The following is a 16,566-nucleotide window of genomic DNA, read 5'->3' on the forward strand; positions in this document are numbered from 1 at the left end:
TTGTTTGTTTTGTTTGTAGCATCCCATTCTTGTGCCTGGTGAGGTGAAGAATGGGATACTTTTTTTATGAAAACAAAAAAGGTTCGCCGCAATGACGAACCTTTTCGCTCTTCCTCTTGGACTTGAACCAAGGACCCTCTGATTAACAGTCAGATGCTCTAACCGACTGAGCTAAGGAAGAATGTTGCATTCAAGTTTTTCTTTCGCTCTTCCTCTTGGACTTGAACCAAGGACCCTCTGATTAACAGTCAGATGCTCTAACCGACTGAGCTAAGGAAGAATGTTGTTTTTTCTCAAATGCGCTGCAAAAGTAATAGGATATTTTGAAATATGCAATATCTTTGCAAAAAAAATATCAGGAATGGACAAAATAATTGGATTGGGAAACGCATTGGTCGATGTGTTAGCAACCCTTGACAGTGATGAAATCTTAGCGGAAATGGAGTTGCCTAAGGGTAGTATGACTCTGATTGATGAAGATAAATTGCTGAAAATCAATAAATACTTTAGCCGGGTGAAGACTCATTTGGCGACCGGTGGCTCTGCGGGGAATGCCATTCGAGGTATGGCGCAGCTTGGAGCGGGTACCGGATTTATCGGAAAGGTAAATAATGATTCTTATGGTAACTTTTATCGGGAAAGTTTGTTAAAACGCGGAACGGAAGCTAATTTGTTACTTTCCGATACCCTGCCTTCGGGGGTAGCTTCTACTTTTATATCTCCCGACGGGGAGCGTACTTTCGGTACATATCTGGGGGCGGCGTCTACATTGAAAGCGGAAGATTTGTCGCTGGAGATGTTCAAAGGATATACTTACCTGTTTATAGAAGGCTATTTGGTACAGGAACACGATATGATTCTTCGTGCCATCGAACTGGCCAAAGAGGCCGGTCTGCAGGTTTGCCTGGATATGGCAAGCTATAATATTGTGGCGGGTGATCATGAATTTTTCTCTCTGTTGGTAAATAAATATGTGGATATTGTCTTTGCCAATGAAGAAGAGGCGAAAGTGTTTACCGGTAAAGAACCCGAGGAAGCGTTGGATGTTATCGCTAAAATGTGTAGTATTGCCATTGTAAAAGTGGGAGCACGCGGCTCGCTGATTCGTAAAGGAACGGAGGAAGTACGTGTTGAGGCTGTACCGGTGGCAAAGGTGGTTGACACTACCGGTGCCGGAGATTTTTTTGCAGCTGGTTTTCTTTACGGACTGACCTGCGGATATTCTTTGGAGAAGTGCGGAAAGATAGGGTCTATTCTGTCGGGTGAGGTAATACAGGTGATTGGAACGGAACTGCCGGATTCAAAGTGGGAGAAGATAAAGGAAGATATAATAATGATAAATTAGGATATTATGAAATATTTAAAGATACGTTGGATAGCCGTCCTATTGTCGGTAGTAGGTACAAGCTTCTTTTTCGGATTTAAGAGTGGAGACAGCCGTAGTTTCCAGGTGGCAAAAAATCTGGATATATTCAATTCTATTGTGAAAGAGTTGGATATGTTCTATGTGGATACGATAGACCCGAACAAGACTATTCGTACCGGTATCGAGTCCATGTTGTATTCACTCGACCCTTATACGCAATATTTTCCGGAAGACGACCAGAGCGAACTGGAACAAATGTTGAAGAATACGTATGGCGGTATCGGCTCTATCATAACTTGGAATACCAAGCTGAAACGTTCCATGATAGCCGAGCCTTATGAAAATATGCCGGCGGCTACCGTGGGTTTGAAAGCCGGTGATATTCTTCTGGAAATAGACGGTAAAGACCTTGCGGGAAAGAATAATCAGGAAGTAAGCGAAATGCTTCGCGGGCAGGTAGGTACAAGTTTCAAATTGAAGGTACAACGCCCCGGAACGGAGCAGCCGTTGGAATTCGATATTGTTCGCCGTTCTATTCAGTTGCCTTTTATTCCGTATTATGCAATGCTGGATAACAATATCGGTTATATCAATTTGAGCACTTTCTCCGGTAATCCTTCCAAAGAGTTCAAACAGGCATTTCTCGATTTGAAAAAACAGGGAATAACTTCTTTGGTTATCGACCTGCGTAATAACGGCGGCGGCTTGTTGGACGAAGCTGTGGAAATAGCCAACTTCTTTCTGCCGCGCGGCAAAACGCTGGTGACGACGAAAGGAAAGACCAAGCAGGCAAGCAATACGTACAAGACGTTGCGCGAGCCGCTGGATTTGGAAATCCCGCTGGCTGTGCTGGTGAATAGCGCTACGGCGTCCGCGTCGGAAATCTTGGCAGGCGCATTGCAGGATTACGACCGTGCAGTGGTGGTGGGTAACCGTACGTTTGGAAAAGGGCTTGTGCAGACCACTCGTCCGCTGCCTTATGGAGGTACAATGAAGCTGACGACTTCCAAATACTATATTCCGAGCGGGCGTTGTGTGCAGGCTATCGACTATAAACACCGTAATGAGGACGGCAGTGTGGGGCGTATTCCGGATAGCCTGACTACCGTATTCCACACTGCTGCCGGACGTGAGGTGCGTGACGGCGGCGGGGTTACTCCCGATATTACCGTCAAGCAGGATAAATTGCCTAATATCTTGTTTTATTTGGTGAATGACAACTTGATATTTAATTATGCTACGGAATACTGTTTGAAGCATCCGACAATTCCGGCTCCTAAAGATTTTAAGATAACGGATGCCGACTATGCCGACTTCAAGGCGATGGTACAGAAAGCTGATTTCAAGTACGACCAGCAGACCGAGAAGATTTTGAAGAACTTGAAAGAAATGGCGGAGTTTGAGGGATACCTGACGGATGCGTCGGATGAATTCAAGGCTTTGGAGAAGAAACTGTCTCATAACTTGGACCGTGATCTTGATCATTTCTCAAAGGATATAAAGGAGATGATTGCGGTGGAAATTATCAAACGTTATTACTATCAGCGGGGAAGTATCATCCAACAGTTGAAAGATGATAAAGACTTGAAGGAGGCCGTCGGAATATTGACCGCTCCGGAAAAATATAAAGAAATGCTCAGTGTCCCGCCGGTTAAGCCGGATGAGAGCAAAAAGGGAAAATAAAAAACATCATCATAATCCTTATTTTAACCGAAATAGTTCGCTATTTCGGTTTTTTAGTTTCTATCTCGTTTTTGTCCCGTTGTGCGTATGTGTGCAATCCTTTATTTTTGTAAAAATAAAACGAATAAGCGTTAAAGGGAGTTTCCTTTAGTGTTCCTGCGCTTTCCTAAGATTACTGGTATGCTGAACGAAGGAACCATAAGCAAAACACAGACAAGTTATGATGAAAAAACTATTTTGGTTGGTGCTGTCAACCGTGATTTTGACAGGACAAAGCGTTTTTGCTCAAGAAACTAATTCCGAAACCCAATCTTCTCAAAGAGAGGATTCTTTACTGCAAGTGGTAAACGAACTCTCCGGCAGAGTGAAGAAAACCGAAGATGCGGCACGTAATGAGAGAATATGGAAAAAAAGAGCCAAGTATTTTAATATCGGTTATATCACAAACCAGACTTTGACAGATAAAGTAGATGCCGAAGCGGAATGGAAAAGCGATTTCGGCGTTTCTCTGGCTTTTGGAAAAACGTATTACCTGCATAAGAAGCCACTGCTGAATATGATAAAGTTCGGTATCGATGCAACTTGGTTTGATATTTCTTATGCCAAGTATTCCGAACCGGATGCGTATGCAAATGATGGAGCCTACACACGCGCTTATGGCGATTATGGAGGTTATGACTATGACGATGAAGAAGATATTGACCTGGGTATTCATCAGATAGACGCGTCTATGCACGTAGGTCCTTCTATCACAGTCAATCCGATAGGTGACTTAAAGGTTGCCGCATATTTCCATTATGTACCTACCTACTCCATGTTGGTGATTGACGATAGTTTCGGACACGGATATGTTTCCAATTTCGCGTTTGGAGCGTCTGTCGCGTATAAGGCTATCTCATTCGGTATAGAGCATCGTTGGGCAAAGAAAGCTACTTATAACGGACTTTCCTTTGATGATGAAGGCATAGATTATGAAGATCCTGCTTTTGATGATGTGATTCAAAGCGATAAGTGGAAAATGAAATCAAAATCTTTCCGTATATTCCTTAGCTTTAGATATTAAGAATAAAGGTGCGTCAGAATCATAACTTCTGGCGCACCTTTACTGTCTGAGAGGAAATATTACTTTTCAATATAATCCCCGTTTCTCTTGATTAGCTCGATTAGCTTTTCTACCGCTTCCTCTTCGGGAATGTTTTTCTCGATGCATTCTTTCTTTTTGTATAAGCTGATTTTGCCTCGTCCTGCGCCTACGTATCCGTAGTCGGCATCGGCCATTTCACCGGGACCATTGACAATACAACCCATAATACCGATTTTAAGTCCCTTCAGATGCGATGTCGCTTGTTTGATACGGGCGATGGTACTCTCAAGGTCATAGAGTGTACGACCGCAGCCCGGACAGGAAATGTACTCGGTTTTACTGGTACGGATGCGTCCTGCCTGCAGAATACCGAAAGCTGTGGCATCTGTCACTTTATCGTTTATCGCTTTATCACCCTTTTCGCCGCTTTGGTTGAAAAGGAAAATACCGTCGCATAATCCGTCGATAATAAGCGCTCCCATATCTGCGGCCGATTTGATTTGCAGGTCTTCCGTTTCCGTTTCAGCATAATGTTGGAAGAATACAAGAGGATTCTTTAATCCTTCATTCATCAGCTGGTGCGCTAAACCGCGATATTCACCCAATCTGTTGGGGTGGTTGCTTTGTGCCACCAACACTACTTCCGGATGGTATTTCAGGCCGGCAATCACTTCGTCATTCAGTCCCATGTAGGTGACAAACAGAAATTTCAGCGATGCGTTGCATCCGCTGATAAACGGCAGCTGTTCTCCTTTGAAGGCAGGCCATACATTGGTTTGTCCTTCCCAAAGGTCGGCATCGATGATGTATTGTACGCCTTCAGCGGGATGTTCGGGTAGCTGACGACCGACGTATACATAATCGGGCATGAACTGCGGATTAAAATCCATATTTCCATCCAGGCGTGCCGCAATAACCACGGGGAGGTTCTCTCCGCCTATATTGTGCACGGCTGCCGTGGCTCTTCGGTCGGGAGAGAGATAATTGAAATCAGGAGCTGCCGCGCCCGGTATATACGGATGGTCATGATGTTGTGCGATATAATCCGCTAGTTTTCGGGCGACAGGGATTTCTGCTTCGGGAGCTTCGCTTAAAGATACGCGGATGGTATCGCCCAATCCGTCTGCCAATAAAGCGCCTATGCCTAAGGCGGACTTGATGCGCCCGTCCTCGCCGTCTCCGGCTTCCGTCACACCGAGATGCAAGGGAAAGTGCATTCCTTCTTTTTCCATTATGTCGGCAAGCAAACGCACGGTTTTTACCATGATTACGGTGTTGGATGCTTTGATGGAGATAACGACATCCGTGAATTCTTCCGCGACACAAATTCGCAGAAATTCCATGCACGATTCTACCATGCCTTCAGGGGTGTCGCCGTAACGTGACATGATGCGGTCGGATAACGACCCGTGGTTTACGCCGATACGGATAGCGGTATGATTGGCTTTACAGATGTTCAGAAACGGAACGAAACGGTCGCGTATCTTTCGGACTTCCTGCGCATATTCTTCATCGGTATATTCCAGATGTTTGAAGGTACGCGCGGCATCTACGTAGTTACCCGGATTGATACGGACTTTCTCCGCATATTGCGCTGCGACGTCTGCCACTTTCGGATTGAAATGAACATCGGCTACGAGCGGCACCATATAACCGTCCCGGCGCAGGGCGGCATTGATGTTCATCAGGTTTTCCGCTTCCTTGATGCCCTGGGTGGTGAGACGTACGTATTCTCCACCGGCATCCACAATACGCTTGGCCTGCGCCACACACGCATCGGTATCCTGCGTGGACGTGTTGGCCATGCTTTGTATGCGGATAGGATTGGAGCCGCCCATAGGGGTGGCTCCGATATTCACTTCTGATGTTTCTCGTCGGGAATAATTGAATATATCCACGTTGTTGGTGTTTAGTGATTAGTTTACTTTATACTCGTATTTCACTTCTTTCAGGTCTTCGTTCGCTTTCACGATTTTCTTTTTCAGACCTTCTTTGTAAGCGGTAAAGGCTTCTGCCAGTCCGGTATCGCTTAATGCGAGCATTTGTACGGCGAGAATGGCGGCATTCATTGCTCCATTGATGGCTACGGTGGCTACGGGGATACCCGGAGGCATCTGAATGATGGAATAAAGCGCATCTACGCCATCAAGCACGGAACCCTTTACGGGTACGCCGATTACAGGCAGCGTTGTATTGGCTGCAATGACACCGGGCAGGGCGGCAGCCATACCGGCTGCGGCGATGATTACTTTGATACCGCGTTTACGGGCGCCTTTGGCAAATTCTTCTACGGCTTCCGGAGTACGGTGAGCGGAGAGAGCGTTCATTTCGAACGGTACATGTAAATCATTGAGCAGTTGCGCGGCCTTTTCCATGACAGGAAGGTCGGAGGTACTGCCCATGATGATACTTACAATTGGAGACATATTATTTAGTTATAAGTTATAAGTGATTAGTGATTAGGGGTTAGTGATTAGGGGTTAGCGTTTGGTGATTAGGGGGAATGATGGGCGTTGATGATTTGTTTTGAAGCCTTTCCTCATCAATCGCTAATCGCTAATCGCTAATCACTAATCACTAAACGCTAATCCCTAATTCCTAATCGTTAATTAATGCTTTGTATGCTTCTGCGTCCAGCAGACTGTCGAAATCCGCATCGGCGGCAGGTTTGATTTTAATGAGCCAGCCTTCGCCGTAAGGGTCTTTATTAACCAGTTCGGGCTGTTCTTCCAAAGTCTCATTTTGTTCCAGTACTTCTCCTGCAACAGGCAAGAAAAGGTCGGAAATGGTTTTCACTACTTCGATGGTACCGAATACTTCGTCGGCGGCCAATGTTTCGCCTAGCGTTTGAATATCGACAAATACGATGTCTCCCAATTGTTCTTGGGCGTAATCGGTAATTCCTACATAAGCTACATCGCCTTCCAGGCGAATCCATTCATGTTCTTTCGTGTACTTTACATCATTAGGAAAATTCATAATCGTTAGTTTTAAGCGTTAATATTTAAAATAAGAATATGCTGAACAGGCGAAATACTAGTTTGCTGAGCGGGTGCAGCACCAACAAGGAGCAAATCAATCCTACGGCAAACCCACCCATTACCTCGCCAAGCGTATGGTGCTGCAAGATAATTCGTGCCGTACCCAATACGCCTGCAATAAGAATGAATATGCATAGCCAGCTTATCGGATTATACCCGAATAGGGCGCTGAAAGCAACCAGGCCGCCTATTATGGCGCCGGCGCCGGCCATGTGTTCGCTGAGTTTCCATTTCAAATTGACAATCACGCAGATAATCATCATGATGAGGGCGGCAAGGATAATTCCCGTCATGTACCAGGGGATATTCAACCGGTGCATCATGAGCAGGCAGAATACATAGGAGGTAATGGTCAGAATGAAAGGTATGTATCTTCGTTTCCGCTCCGTCAGGTCTTCGGGACTGAACCCGTTGATTTTACGAAAGAGGAAGATGGTAAGAGTAGGCATAAGGATTGTAAAGCAATACACCACTCCCAGTACAATCAGTTTGTATTGCAGGGGCATGATTCGCAGGTACGAGAATACGAATAGAATCAGGAACGCCATGAAAGGTATGGAAAACGGTGTGAACATCACCGAAATTACCTTGGCTGTCCTGATAAGGGTCTTGTCAGTTATAATATGTTGTTCTACGGCCATTTCTTTATTTTTGCATTATCACTCCGTCACTTTATCATCTTTTGTTTCTACTTTCTCAGTCTTGCTACCGGAATATTCAATTGCTGGCGGTATTTGGCTACGGTACGGCGGGCAATCGGGTATCCTTTTTCTTTCAGGATTTCGGTCAGTTCGTCATCGGTATAAGGCTTCTTCTTATTCTCGTTGTCAATGCATTCCTTAAGGATTTTCCGTATTTCCCGTACGGACATCTCTTCGCCGTCTTCCGTAACATATCCGTCGTTGAAGAAGAACTTCAGCGGATAGATGCCGTAGTTGGTCTGTACATATTTACTGTTGCTGACGCGGGAGATCGTTGAAATATCGAGTCCCGTACGTTCGGCCACATCTTTCAGTATCATGGGGCGAAGCAGTGACTCGTCACCGTCCAGAAAGAAAGGACGTTGCAGGTCGATGATGGCCTGCATGGTAGTCATCAAGGTGTTCTGACGTTGTTTGACGGCATCGATAAACCCCTGTGCCGCATCCATTTTCTGTTTCAGAAACATCATGGCCTCTTTGGATTCTTTAGACTGGTTCGCCTTGTTTTTGGTATGTTCCTCTACCATTTCGGTGAAATCGCGGCTCATACGCAGTTCGGGAACATTCCGGTTGTTGAGCGACAGGTTGATTGTGCCGTCGTCATAGGTATCTACAATAAAGTCCGGCACGATTTGTTGCAGGTTTTTGCCGATGGCTTCACCTAATGATGCGCCCGGACGCGGGTTCAGTTTGCAGATTTCTTTGATGGCTTGCTGAAAGGCTTCTTCTTCCAATCCGAGTTTCTGTTGTATTTTGTCCCAGTGCTTGCGGGTGAACTCTTCGTAACATTCGGCGATAATGGCTTCTTCGATATAAAGCAGCGGATTGGGTGTGAAATGTTGCTGCTCTATCTTGCGCCGTATCTGGATGAGGAGACACTCCTGCAAATCGCGGGCTCCCAATCCGGCGGGGTCGAAGTCCTGAATGATTTTTAATACTTCTTCCAGTTCTTCGGTGGTAGCTTCGATGCCTGCATAAATGGCAAGCTCGTCGCTGATACTTTCCAAAGACTTGCGCAACAGGCCGTCGTCGTCCAATGAGCCGATAAGATATTCGGCCAATTCACGCTGGTGCTCGGTGAGGTTACGTTCACCCAGCTGCTCTTTCAGGGTTTCATAGAAAGAAGTAGCGTCGGAGAAAGGAATCTCTTCGGCTTGCTCTCCTTTGCTTCGGTTGTTTTCCTGCAATTTATAGTCGGGTATGTCGTCTTCGTTGAGATAGTCGCTTAAAGAATCATAATCGGTGTCTCCGCCGTCTTCTGCGTTGGAGTCTGCGTCGGAAGTATCGGAATATTCATCACTGGCGGCATCATCCTTCCCCTCTTCCAGTGCAGGGTTTTCCAGAAGTTCGGCACGTACACGGTCTTCCAGCTCTATTGCCGGAAGCTCCAACAGCTTTACCACCAGAATCTGTTGTGGTGATAGCGTCTGTATCTGCTGTTGCGCTTGGGTCTGTATCTGTCGGGAACCTTGTGCCATACTTTACTTTATTTACTCGCTGCAAAGATAAGTTTTATCTTCGCACTTTTTGCAAAAATAGTGAATAGTTCGGGAACGAGAAATCTTCTCTTATTATATTTAACAAGAAAGACGCAGCTTGGTTGTGTTTTGCACTGTATGAGTAGAGGTCGCTTCACGGGTGAGATAGTATTAAAAGGCTTATAATATGATATTAAAAGCCTTTCAATACTATATTATAAGCCTTTTAATACTATCTTACCATAGGGAAGACAGGGGTAGGGCATTGGACACGGGTTCGGCTACTGAATGGTTCTTCTTCATACATGTTCGGGTTTTATCTTATCCTTTCAAATTTTCTTCTTATCTTTGTGGTATAACTATTAAAATTACGGAATATCATGTTTGCTAAAGAAACGTATATACAGCGTCGGGCCCTGCTGAAGAAAAACATAGGCTCAGGAGTGTTGCTGTTCTTAGGTAATGACGAGCAAGGACTGCATTATGAAGATAATACCTTCCGTTATCGCCAGGATTCTACATTTTTATATTATTTCGGCTTGTCGTTTGCCGGTTTGTCGGCGATTATCGACCTTGACGGGGACAAGGAGATTATATTTGGAGATGAGCTCACGATTGACCATATCGTCTGGATGGGCACCCAGCCTACCCTGAAAGAGAAAAGTGAGCGTGTGGGCATTACGGATGTGATGCCTTCTTCCGACATCGCGGACTATCTTCACAAAGCGGTGCGCAAAGGACAGACCGTGCATTATCTCCCCCCTTACCGGGCGGAACATAAGTTGAAACTGATGGACTGGCTGGGCATTCCGCCTGCACGCCAGGAAGGTTCTGTCCCTTTTATCCGTGCGATTGTGGCGCAGCGCAGCTATAAGTCCGCCGAAGAAATAGAAGAAATAGAAAAGGCGTGTAATGTGACGGCCGATATGCATATTACGGCAATGAAAGTACTCCGTCCGGGCATGTGCGAATACGAAGTCGTAGCGGAGATGAACCGGGTGGCCGAGTCCAATAATTGCGAGCTTTCTTTTGCGACGATTGCTACGGTCAACGGACAGACTTTGCACAATCATTACCATGGCAATAGAGTGAAGCCGGGAGATTTATTCCTGATTGATGCCGGTGCGGAAGTTGAGTCGGGTTATGCGGGTGATATGTCTTCCACGATTCCTGCCGATAAAACATTTACCCCTCGCCAGCGAGCCGTTTACGAGATTCAGAATGCGATGCATCTGGAGTCTGTCAAGGCGCTTCGTCCGGGTATTTCTTATATGGATGTTTATGACCTTTCCGCCCGTGTTATGGTAGAGGGCATGAAAAGCCTCGGCCTGATGAAAGGTAATGCCGAAGATGCCGTGCGCGAAGGCGCGCATGCCTTGTTCTATCCTCATGGATTGGGACATATGATGGGGCTGGATGTGCATGATATGGAAAACCTCGGAGAGATTTGGGTGGGTTACAACGGTCAGCCCAAGAGTACGCAGTTCGGCCGTAAGAGCCAGCGTCTTGCCATTCCTCTGGAACCGGGCTTTGTACATACCGTTGAACCGGGCATTTACTTTATTCCCGAACTGATAGACCTGTGGAAAGGTGAGAAGAAGTTTAAGGACTTCATCAACTATGATAAAGTGGAAGAATACCGCAACTTCGGCGGTATCCGCAATGAAGAAGATTATCTGATAACGGAAACCGGTGCACGTCGCTTAGGCAAAAAAATTCCGTTGACACCGGAAGAGGTGGAAGCGTTGAGATAATTGAAAGTTGGGAGTTGAGAGTTGGCTGCGCTATTATGCTGCATGGTAACTCTCAACTCCCAACTTTCAACTGCCTAAGCGTGTAGTTCCAATACAAACCGTGCCCCTTTTGTGTAGCTGCCGTCCAGTGTCAGGCTGCCATTCATTTTGGCGGCAATCAATGAACAGATGGGCAATCCCAAGCCATCGCCCTTTGTCAGGTCTTTTACTTCGGTAAAGGGTTTGAATATGTCTTCCCGTTGCTCTTCGGGGATGCCGCAACCCGTATCGCTGATAATGAACTGATGCGTATGGGCGCCGCGTTTCTTGAAATCCAACCATATTTTTCCGCCTGCGGGAGTATATTCGGCGGCGTTCTCCAATAAATGTAGCAAGATGCGTTCCAAGTGTTCCGGGTTAATTTTCACATTCAGTTTGGGAGCGTTGACGGTGAGGGTGACGTCTTCTTGTACCTTGCCCCTTACTTTGTCCATGATGCTTTCGCAGAAAGTCGAGATATTTTTCTCCTGTACTTCGTAAGGCTCCGACAGGCTGTTCTCCAGTTCGGACAGCTCTTGAATGTGACCGGAGAAAGTACGCAACGCTTGTACACCGGGCAGCTTCGGGTCGAGGGTATCCAAAGTAGGCTCCATCTGGGAGGAGATATTCTGAATGAATTCGGTCTTTAGCTCATTGTGCTCGTTGGCGATGCTGATGGCTTTCTTTTGTTTGCGTGTCAGCATGATGAAGCGTAATAATATGACGGCTCCTATCGCTAATGCCGCAGCTAAAATGGCTGCCAGGATGCAGAGGCCGATGATGATATACTGCTTGGCGGAGAGGGAATCGTCTTTCTCCTGAATGGTGGCCAGACTTTCATCATATTTCTTTTTCACTATATTCAGCTCGTCTTGTGCGGTAAGCGCCTTAACGGAATCTGTCCAGATGATATATTTGTCGTAGGTACGCGCTACCAGCCCCGCATTGTTCGCTTTGCGGGCAATGCTTATGAGGGTCTTGTAACATTCGTCTACTTTGGCGTAATTCTTTTGCTGCTTGTATTGCTCTATCAGCTTCTTGAAGGCCGCATCCCCCTGTGAGTTCATGCCGAAAGTATAGTAATAATCGGCTTGGGTGTACAGGAAATCATTGCTTAAAGAATCATTCCCGGCTGCTTTGGCGGTCTCTTCCAGCTTGTTCAACTGTTCTTTGGCGCGGGCGGGATTTTTGGTGTTGATGTACATCTGTAACCGTTCTTTGTTGATACGGAAACGCAGGTCGGGGAGCTTCTTTTTAAGCTTTTGTTCACCGGTTCCCACCAACTGCTCGGCGCCGCGCAGAAGCTCGAACGCTTCTTTATAATAGTTTTCCCGATGATAGAGGGCGCTGGCATTGACACCGCATTCTACCGCTTGCGTATATTCTTCCTGCGAGGCAAAGGAATTGTAGGCTTGAAGAAAGAGATAGCGGGCTTTGATATATTCTTTTTTGGCAAGGCTTTCTTGCGCTTGTTTCATCAGTTCATCGGCGCGGCTTTGCGCATAGGTTTGGGTACACAGGCAGAAAAATGCCGCCAAAAGTATTGTAATGATTCTTTTCATTATAGGTGAGTTTGTTTTATTTGCATACAAAGTTAGAACTTTCTTTGCTATATTGTATGCGGAAATTTAAAAAGGTTGTTTTCGCAGCCGGCTTAGTACTTGAAACTGCTGCCACCCAAGAACTCCCTGAGCAGGGATGTCGGTGGAATTTCCTTGTCCTGTACCGGTGTGAAGTACTTGATGAACTTCATGAGCCGGTAGGCTTCGGCGTATTCGGGACAATTGCGCGGCACGCCGGTAAGTATGGGCTCTGCATGGCAACGCAGTACGGCAAACTCGAATAACAAGGCGGAGTTGAACATGACATCGGCATTCTCTTGATAAGGGAATATCCATTTGTCTTCGCCTGCACGCACGCTGGGCCAGCGTGAGATGGTTTCCTGAGCCGAATATCCCCGATAGTTGAAGTCGCGGATGATGCGGCGCAACAAGCGGTTGTCCGTTGTGGGAATCCAGTTGTGGTCGTCCAGCGAGATGGTTGTCAGTGCGGATACGTAAATCTTGTATTTACTTTCAGCGGGAATTTGCGGGGTAAGCTCCGGATTCAGGGCATGAATTCCTTCCAATATAAGAATGGTGTGCTCGTCGATACGCAGCTTGTCTCCTTTATATTCTTTTTTGCCCAGCGTAAAGTTGAACCGGGGAAGCTCCACCTCTTCTCCCCGCAGTAAGGCTTGCAACTGGTTGTTGAACAGCTCGAGGTCGAGGGCGTAAAGGGATTCGTAATCGTAATCGCCGTTTTCATCGCGTGGGGTGTCTTCGCGGTCTACGAAGTAATTATCTAATGAGATGGGATAGGGGCGCAGGCCGTTGGTCATCAACTGTACCGAGAGCCGTTTGCTAAAGGTCGTTTTCCCGGACGAGGAAGGACCGGAGATCAGTACGAGCTTTACGCGGTTGCCGTTTTCTCCCCGGTGGTAGATTTCATCGGCAATCTGGGCTATCTTCTTTTCTTGCAGGGCTTCGGCCACATTAATCAAATCGGTGGCATGCCCTTCTTCGCAGGCAAGGTTGAAGTCGCCTACGTTGCTTAATCCCATGATATAGTTCCAACGCAGGTGTTCTTTGAATACATCGAGCATCTTTTCCTGTTTTACCACTTCTTCCAGTACGGTCGGGTTTTCCTTGTTCGGGATGCGCAGCAGGAGGCCGTCGTAATATTTTACGATGTCGAACAGTTTGATAAAGCCTGTGCTGGGTAACAGGTTACCGTAATAGTAATCCACCGTATCTCCCAGCGTATAATAATAGGTATATAGGGAACCGGATGTTTCCAGCAGCTTTACTTTGTCGTTCATTCCCCGTTCGCTGAATACCCGCACGGCTTCGGTGGTATGGCATTCGGTACGGCGGAAAGGGATGTCTTCGGCTATGATTTCCTGCATCCGTTTCTTTATGGCCGACACGTCTTCCAGCTCGATAGGCCGTCCGATGCGGAGATTGCAGAAATAGCCTTTGGATACGGGGTGTTCCACAAACAGCTTTCCTTCCGGAAATAATTCACTGACAGCCTTATATAGGATAAAGCAGAGTGAGCGGACATACGTACGCATGCCGGAAGAATCCCGTACATCCAGAAATTCCACGTCTTTATTATTATATACCCGGAAATTCAGTCCTTCGGAACGGTTATTTACTTTGGCGCTGACTACCGGATAAGGAAAATTAAGATTAAAACCGTAATAAATATCCAAAAGTGAGCTTCCTATAGGGAATTCTTTAGAAATATTATTATTTTTGCAACAAATTTGTAACATGTGTTTCATGATGTCTTTTTTTGGGGTGATTAATACGTTAAATATAAGACATAATAACAAATGGCACAACGAAACACTTTAACTAATTAAAGATGGAATATTCTTTTTATGATTTTTTAAAGCTGCTTGGCTCATTGGCATTGTTCCTCTACGGAATGAAAATTATGAGTGAGGGACTTCAAAAATTCGCCGGCGACCGCTTGCGGAAGATTTTAACCGCTATGACGACCAACCGGGTGACCGGCGTTCTGACAGGTGTGCTTATCACGGCGCTCATCCAGTCTTCCTCGGCAACTACCGTCATGGTAGTGAGTTTTGTCAATGCCGGGCTGCTGACCTTGTCACAATCTATCGGTGTTATCATGGGTGCCAATATCGGTACTACCGTTACGGCCTGGATTATCTCCGCATTGGGATTTAAGGTCGACATCGCTGCTTTTGCCCTTCCTCTTTTAGCCTTTGGCATTCCTCTTATGTTTTCTCAAAAAAGCGCCCGCAAGTCCATAGGTGAGTTTATCTTTGGCTTCTCTTTCCTTTTCATGGGGCTTTCTTTGCTGCAATCCAATGCCCCCGACTTGAGCCATAACCCGGATATGCTGGCTTTTGTGCAGGACTATACGGACATGGGATATCTGTCCATTCTGTTATTTGTCTTGATAGGAACGGTATTGACCATGATTGTGCAGGCTTCCGCGGCGACAATGGCGATAACTCTTATTATGTGTGCCAATGGCTGGATTAGTTTTGAATTGGGAGCGGCGCTTGTGCTCGGTGAGAATATCGGTACGACCATAACGGCCAATCTTGCGGCGCTTACCGCCAATACGCAGGCAAGGAGGGCTGCGTTGGCGCATCTGGCGTTCAATGTCTTCGGTGTTATATGGGTATTGTGCTTGTTTGTGCCTTTTACGCAAGGAGTATCTTGGTTTGTGGAAAATGTAATGGGTACTAACGATCCCGCCGTTGCCGTTTCATTCAAGCTGTCGGCTTTCCATACTTGTTTTAATATCTGCAATGTGTTGATATTGATATGGTTCGTGAAGTTTATAGAGCGTACGGTTTGTGCCATTATCCCGCAGAAGGAGCAGGACGAGGAATATCGCCTGCGCTTTATCACGGGTGGTATGCTTTCTACGGCCGAGCTTTCCATTTTGCAGGCGAGCAAGGAGATTCATCTGTTTGCGGAACGTACGCATCGTATGTTCGGCATGGTGCGCGACTTGCTGCATACCGATAAAGATGATGATTTCAATAAACTGTTCAGCCGGATAGAGAAGTACGAGAATATCAGCGACAGTATGGAACTGGAGATTGCCAACTATCTGAACCAGGTGTCGGAAGGCCGTTTAAGTTCTGAGAGTAAGTTGCAAATCCGGGCTATGCTACGCGAGGTGACGGAGATAGAGAGTATCGGTGACAGTTGTTACAACTTGGCGCGTACTATCAATCGCAAGCGTCAGGCGAATCTGGAATTTACGGAGAAGCAATACGAGCATATCCATTTTATGATGAAGCTGACCGATGATGCTCTCGGACAAATGATTGTGGTGGTAGAACGTACGGAACATCAAGGTATCGATGTGAACAAGTCGTTTAACCTTGAAAATGAAATCAACAATTACCGCAACCAGTTGAAGAATCAGAATATCCTTGACGTCAACAACAAGGAATATGATTATCAGATGGGTGTCTATTATATGGATATCATTGCGGAATGTGAAAAGCTGGGCGATTACGTTGTCAACGTGGTGGAAGCCAGCAGTGATATAAAAGAAAAGAAAGCGTCTTAGGACGCTTTCTCAAATTCATCTTTGCCTACTCCACACAAGGGGCAAACCCAATCATCGGGAAGGTCTTCAAAGGATGTTCCCGGTTCTATTCCGTTTTCAGGATCTCCCAGTTCCGGGTCATAAACGTATTCGCAAATAGTGCAGATGTACTTTTCCATAACTTTCTTTTATTTAAAATTCTTCTTTAATAACAATTGAAGTCTCCTTTTTGTTTACCGTTCAGGTAAAAAAAGTGCATTTGTTATCCCAACCTCCAAAACGCATCTTTATGGAGATGACCGGTGGGAGCGGAAGCCGGAATAATTAAAAAAGGAGCACCGGATTTGTAAAAC

13 protein-coding genes and 2 tRNA genes are annotated in these 16,566 nt (G+C 46.1%); 5 read left to right on the top strand and 10 right to left on the bottom strand.

From position 1 onward, the window contains the following. Positions 1-107: 107 nt before the first annotated feature. Together I2F54_RS01870 and I2F54_RS01875 are read right to left on the bottom strand one after the other, a co-directional pair. Positions 108-181: transfer RNA gene (locus I2F54_RS01870), tRNA-Asn, on the bottom strand. A gap of 25 nt (positions 182-206) precedes the next feature. Continuing rightward, positions 207-280 (bottom strand) — tRNA-Asn (locus I2F54_RS01875). Between the two features lie 81 nt (positions 281-361). Between I2F54_RS01875 and I2F54_RS01880 the strand changes: the two genes are divergently transcribed. The 3 genes from I2F54_RS01880 (at position 362) to I2F54_RS01890 (ending at position 4,112) form a co-directional block, all read left to right on the top strand. After that, a complete protein-coding gene (locus I2F54_RS01880; RefSeq protein ID WP_195500395.1) occupies positions 362-1,345 on the top strand; it encodes an adenosine kinase in 984 nt (327 codons plus the stop codon). A 6-nt stretch (positions 1,346-1,351) separates the two neighbouring features. Further along, a complete protein-coding gene (locus I2F54_RS01885) occupies positions 1,352-3,049 on the top strand; it encodes a S41 family peptidase (protein WP_022219247.1) in 1,698 nt (565 codons plus the stop codon). A gap of 220 nt (positions 3,050-3,269) precedes the next feature. Further along, on the top strand, positions 3,270-4,112 hold the full coding sequence (locus tag I2F54_RS01890; RefSeq protein ID WP_009122188.1) for a hypothetical protein: 843 nt from the start codon (positions 3,270-3,272) through the stop codon (positions 4,110-4,112). 59 nt (positions 4,113-4,171) lie between these two features. Here I2F54_RS01890 and I2F54_RS01895 read toward each other — a convergent pair whose 3' ends face one another. The 5 genes from I2F54_RS01895 to rpoN form a co-directional block, all read right to left on the bottom strand. After that, positions 4,172-6,031: a 4-hydroxy-3-methylbut-2-en-1-yl diphosphate synthase gene (locus tag I2F54_RS01895; protein WP_195500396.1), complete on the bottom strand. Its 1,860-nt coding sequence runs from the start codon at positions 6,029-6,031 to the stop codon at positions 4,172-4,174. Between the two features lie 18 nt (positions 6,032-6,049). Continuing rightward, positions 6,050-6,559: a 5-(carboxyamino)imidazole ribonucleotide mutase gene (purE, locus tag I2F54_RS01900; protein WP_009122190.1), complete on the bottom strand. Its 510-nt coding sequence runs from the start codon at positions 6,557-6,559 to the stop codon at positions 6,050-6,052. Between the two features lie 172 nt (positions 6,560-6,731). Next, positions 6,732-7,112 carry a glycine cleavage system protein GcvH gene (gene gcvH, locus I2F54_RS01905; protein WP_009122191.1) on the bottom strand — a complete coding sequence of 127 codons (381 nt, stop codon included), beginning with the start codon at positions 7,110-7,112 and terminating at the stop codon, positions 6,732-6,734. Between the two features lie 25 nt (positions 7,113-7,137). Continuing rightward, the gene (locus I2F54_RS01910) at positions 7,138-7,815 is read right to left on the bottom strand and encodes a membrane protein (RefSeq protein ID WP_009122192.1); all 678 of its coding nucleotides are present in this window, start codon (positions 7,813-7,815) and stop codon (positions 7,138-7,140) included. A gap of 47 nt (positions 7,816-7,862) precedes the next feature. Then, positions 7,863-9,353 (bottom strand): RNA polymerase factor sigma-54, encoded by a 1,491-nt coding sequence (rpoN, locus tag I2F54_RS01915; protein ID WP_009122193.1) that lies wholly within the window; start codon positions 9,351-9,353, stop codon positions 7,863-7,865. A 380-nt stretch (positions 9,354-9,733) separates the two neighbouring features. Here rpoN and I2F54_RS01920 point away from each other — a divergent pair, with 380 nt between their 5' ends. Then, the gene (locus I2F54_RS01920) at positions 9,734-11,107 is read left to right on the top strand and encodes an aminopeptidase P family protein (RefSeq protein WP_195500397.1); all 1,374 of its coding nucleotides are present in this window, start codon (positions 9,734-9,736) and stop codon (positions 11,105-11,107) included. A gap of 74 nt (positions 11,108-11,181) precedes the next feature. Here the strand turns inward: I2F54_RS01920 and I2F54_RS01925 are convergent, their stop codons facing one another. Together I2F54_RS01925 and I2F54_RS01930 are read right to left on the bottom strand one after the other, a co-directional pair. Then, positions 11,182-12,687 (bottom strand): sensor histidine kinase, encoded by a 1,506-nt coding sequence (locus I2F54_RS01925; protein ID WP_195500398.1) that lies wholly within the window; start codon positions 12,685-12,687, stop codon positions 11,182-11,184. A 92-nt stretch (positions 12,688-12,779) separates the two neighbouring features. Further along, positions 12,780-14,453, bottom strand: coding sequence for a nucleoside kinase (locus I2F54_RS01930; protein ID WP_087412088.1), 1,674 nt, complete (start codon positions 14,451-14,453; stop codon positions 12,780-12,782). An 83-nt stretch (positions 14,454-14,536) separates the two neighbouring features. On the opposite strand from I2F54_RS01930, the gene I2F54_RS01935 reads away from it, so the two are divergent. Beyond that, positions 14,537-16,234 carry a Na/Pi cotransporter family protein gene (locus tag I2F54_RS01935; protein WP_009122197.1) on the top strand — a complete coding sequence of 566 codons (1,698 nt, stop codon included), beginning with the start codon at positions 14,537-14,539 and terminating at the stop codon, positions 16,232-16,234. Here the strand turns inward: I2F54_RS01935 and rd are convergent. After that, positions 16,231-16,392 (bottom strand): rubredoxin, encoded by a 162-nt coding sequence (gene rd / locus I2F54_RS01940; protein WP_009122198.1) that lies wholly within the window; start codon positions 16,390-16,392, stop codon positions 16,231-16,233. The genes I2F54_RS01935 and rd overlap by 4 nt on opposite strands. Between the last annotated feature and the right edge of the window lie 174 nt (positions 16,393-16,566).

The sequence above is a fragment of the Bacteroides clarus genome (assembly GCF_015555825.1).
In the GTDB taxonomy this organism is placed as follows: Bacteria; Bacteroidota; Bacteroidia; order Bacteroidales; family Bacteroidaceae; genus Bacteroides; species Bacteroides clarus.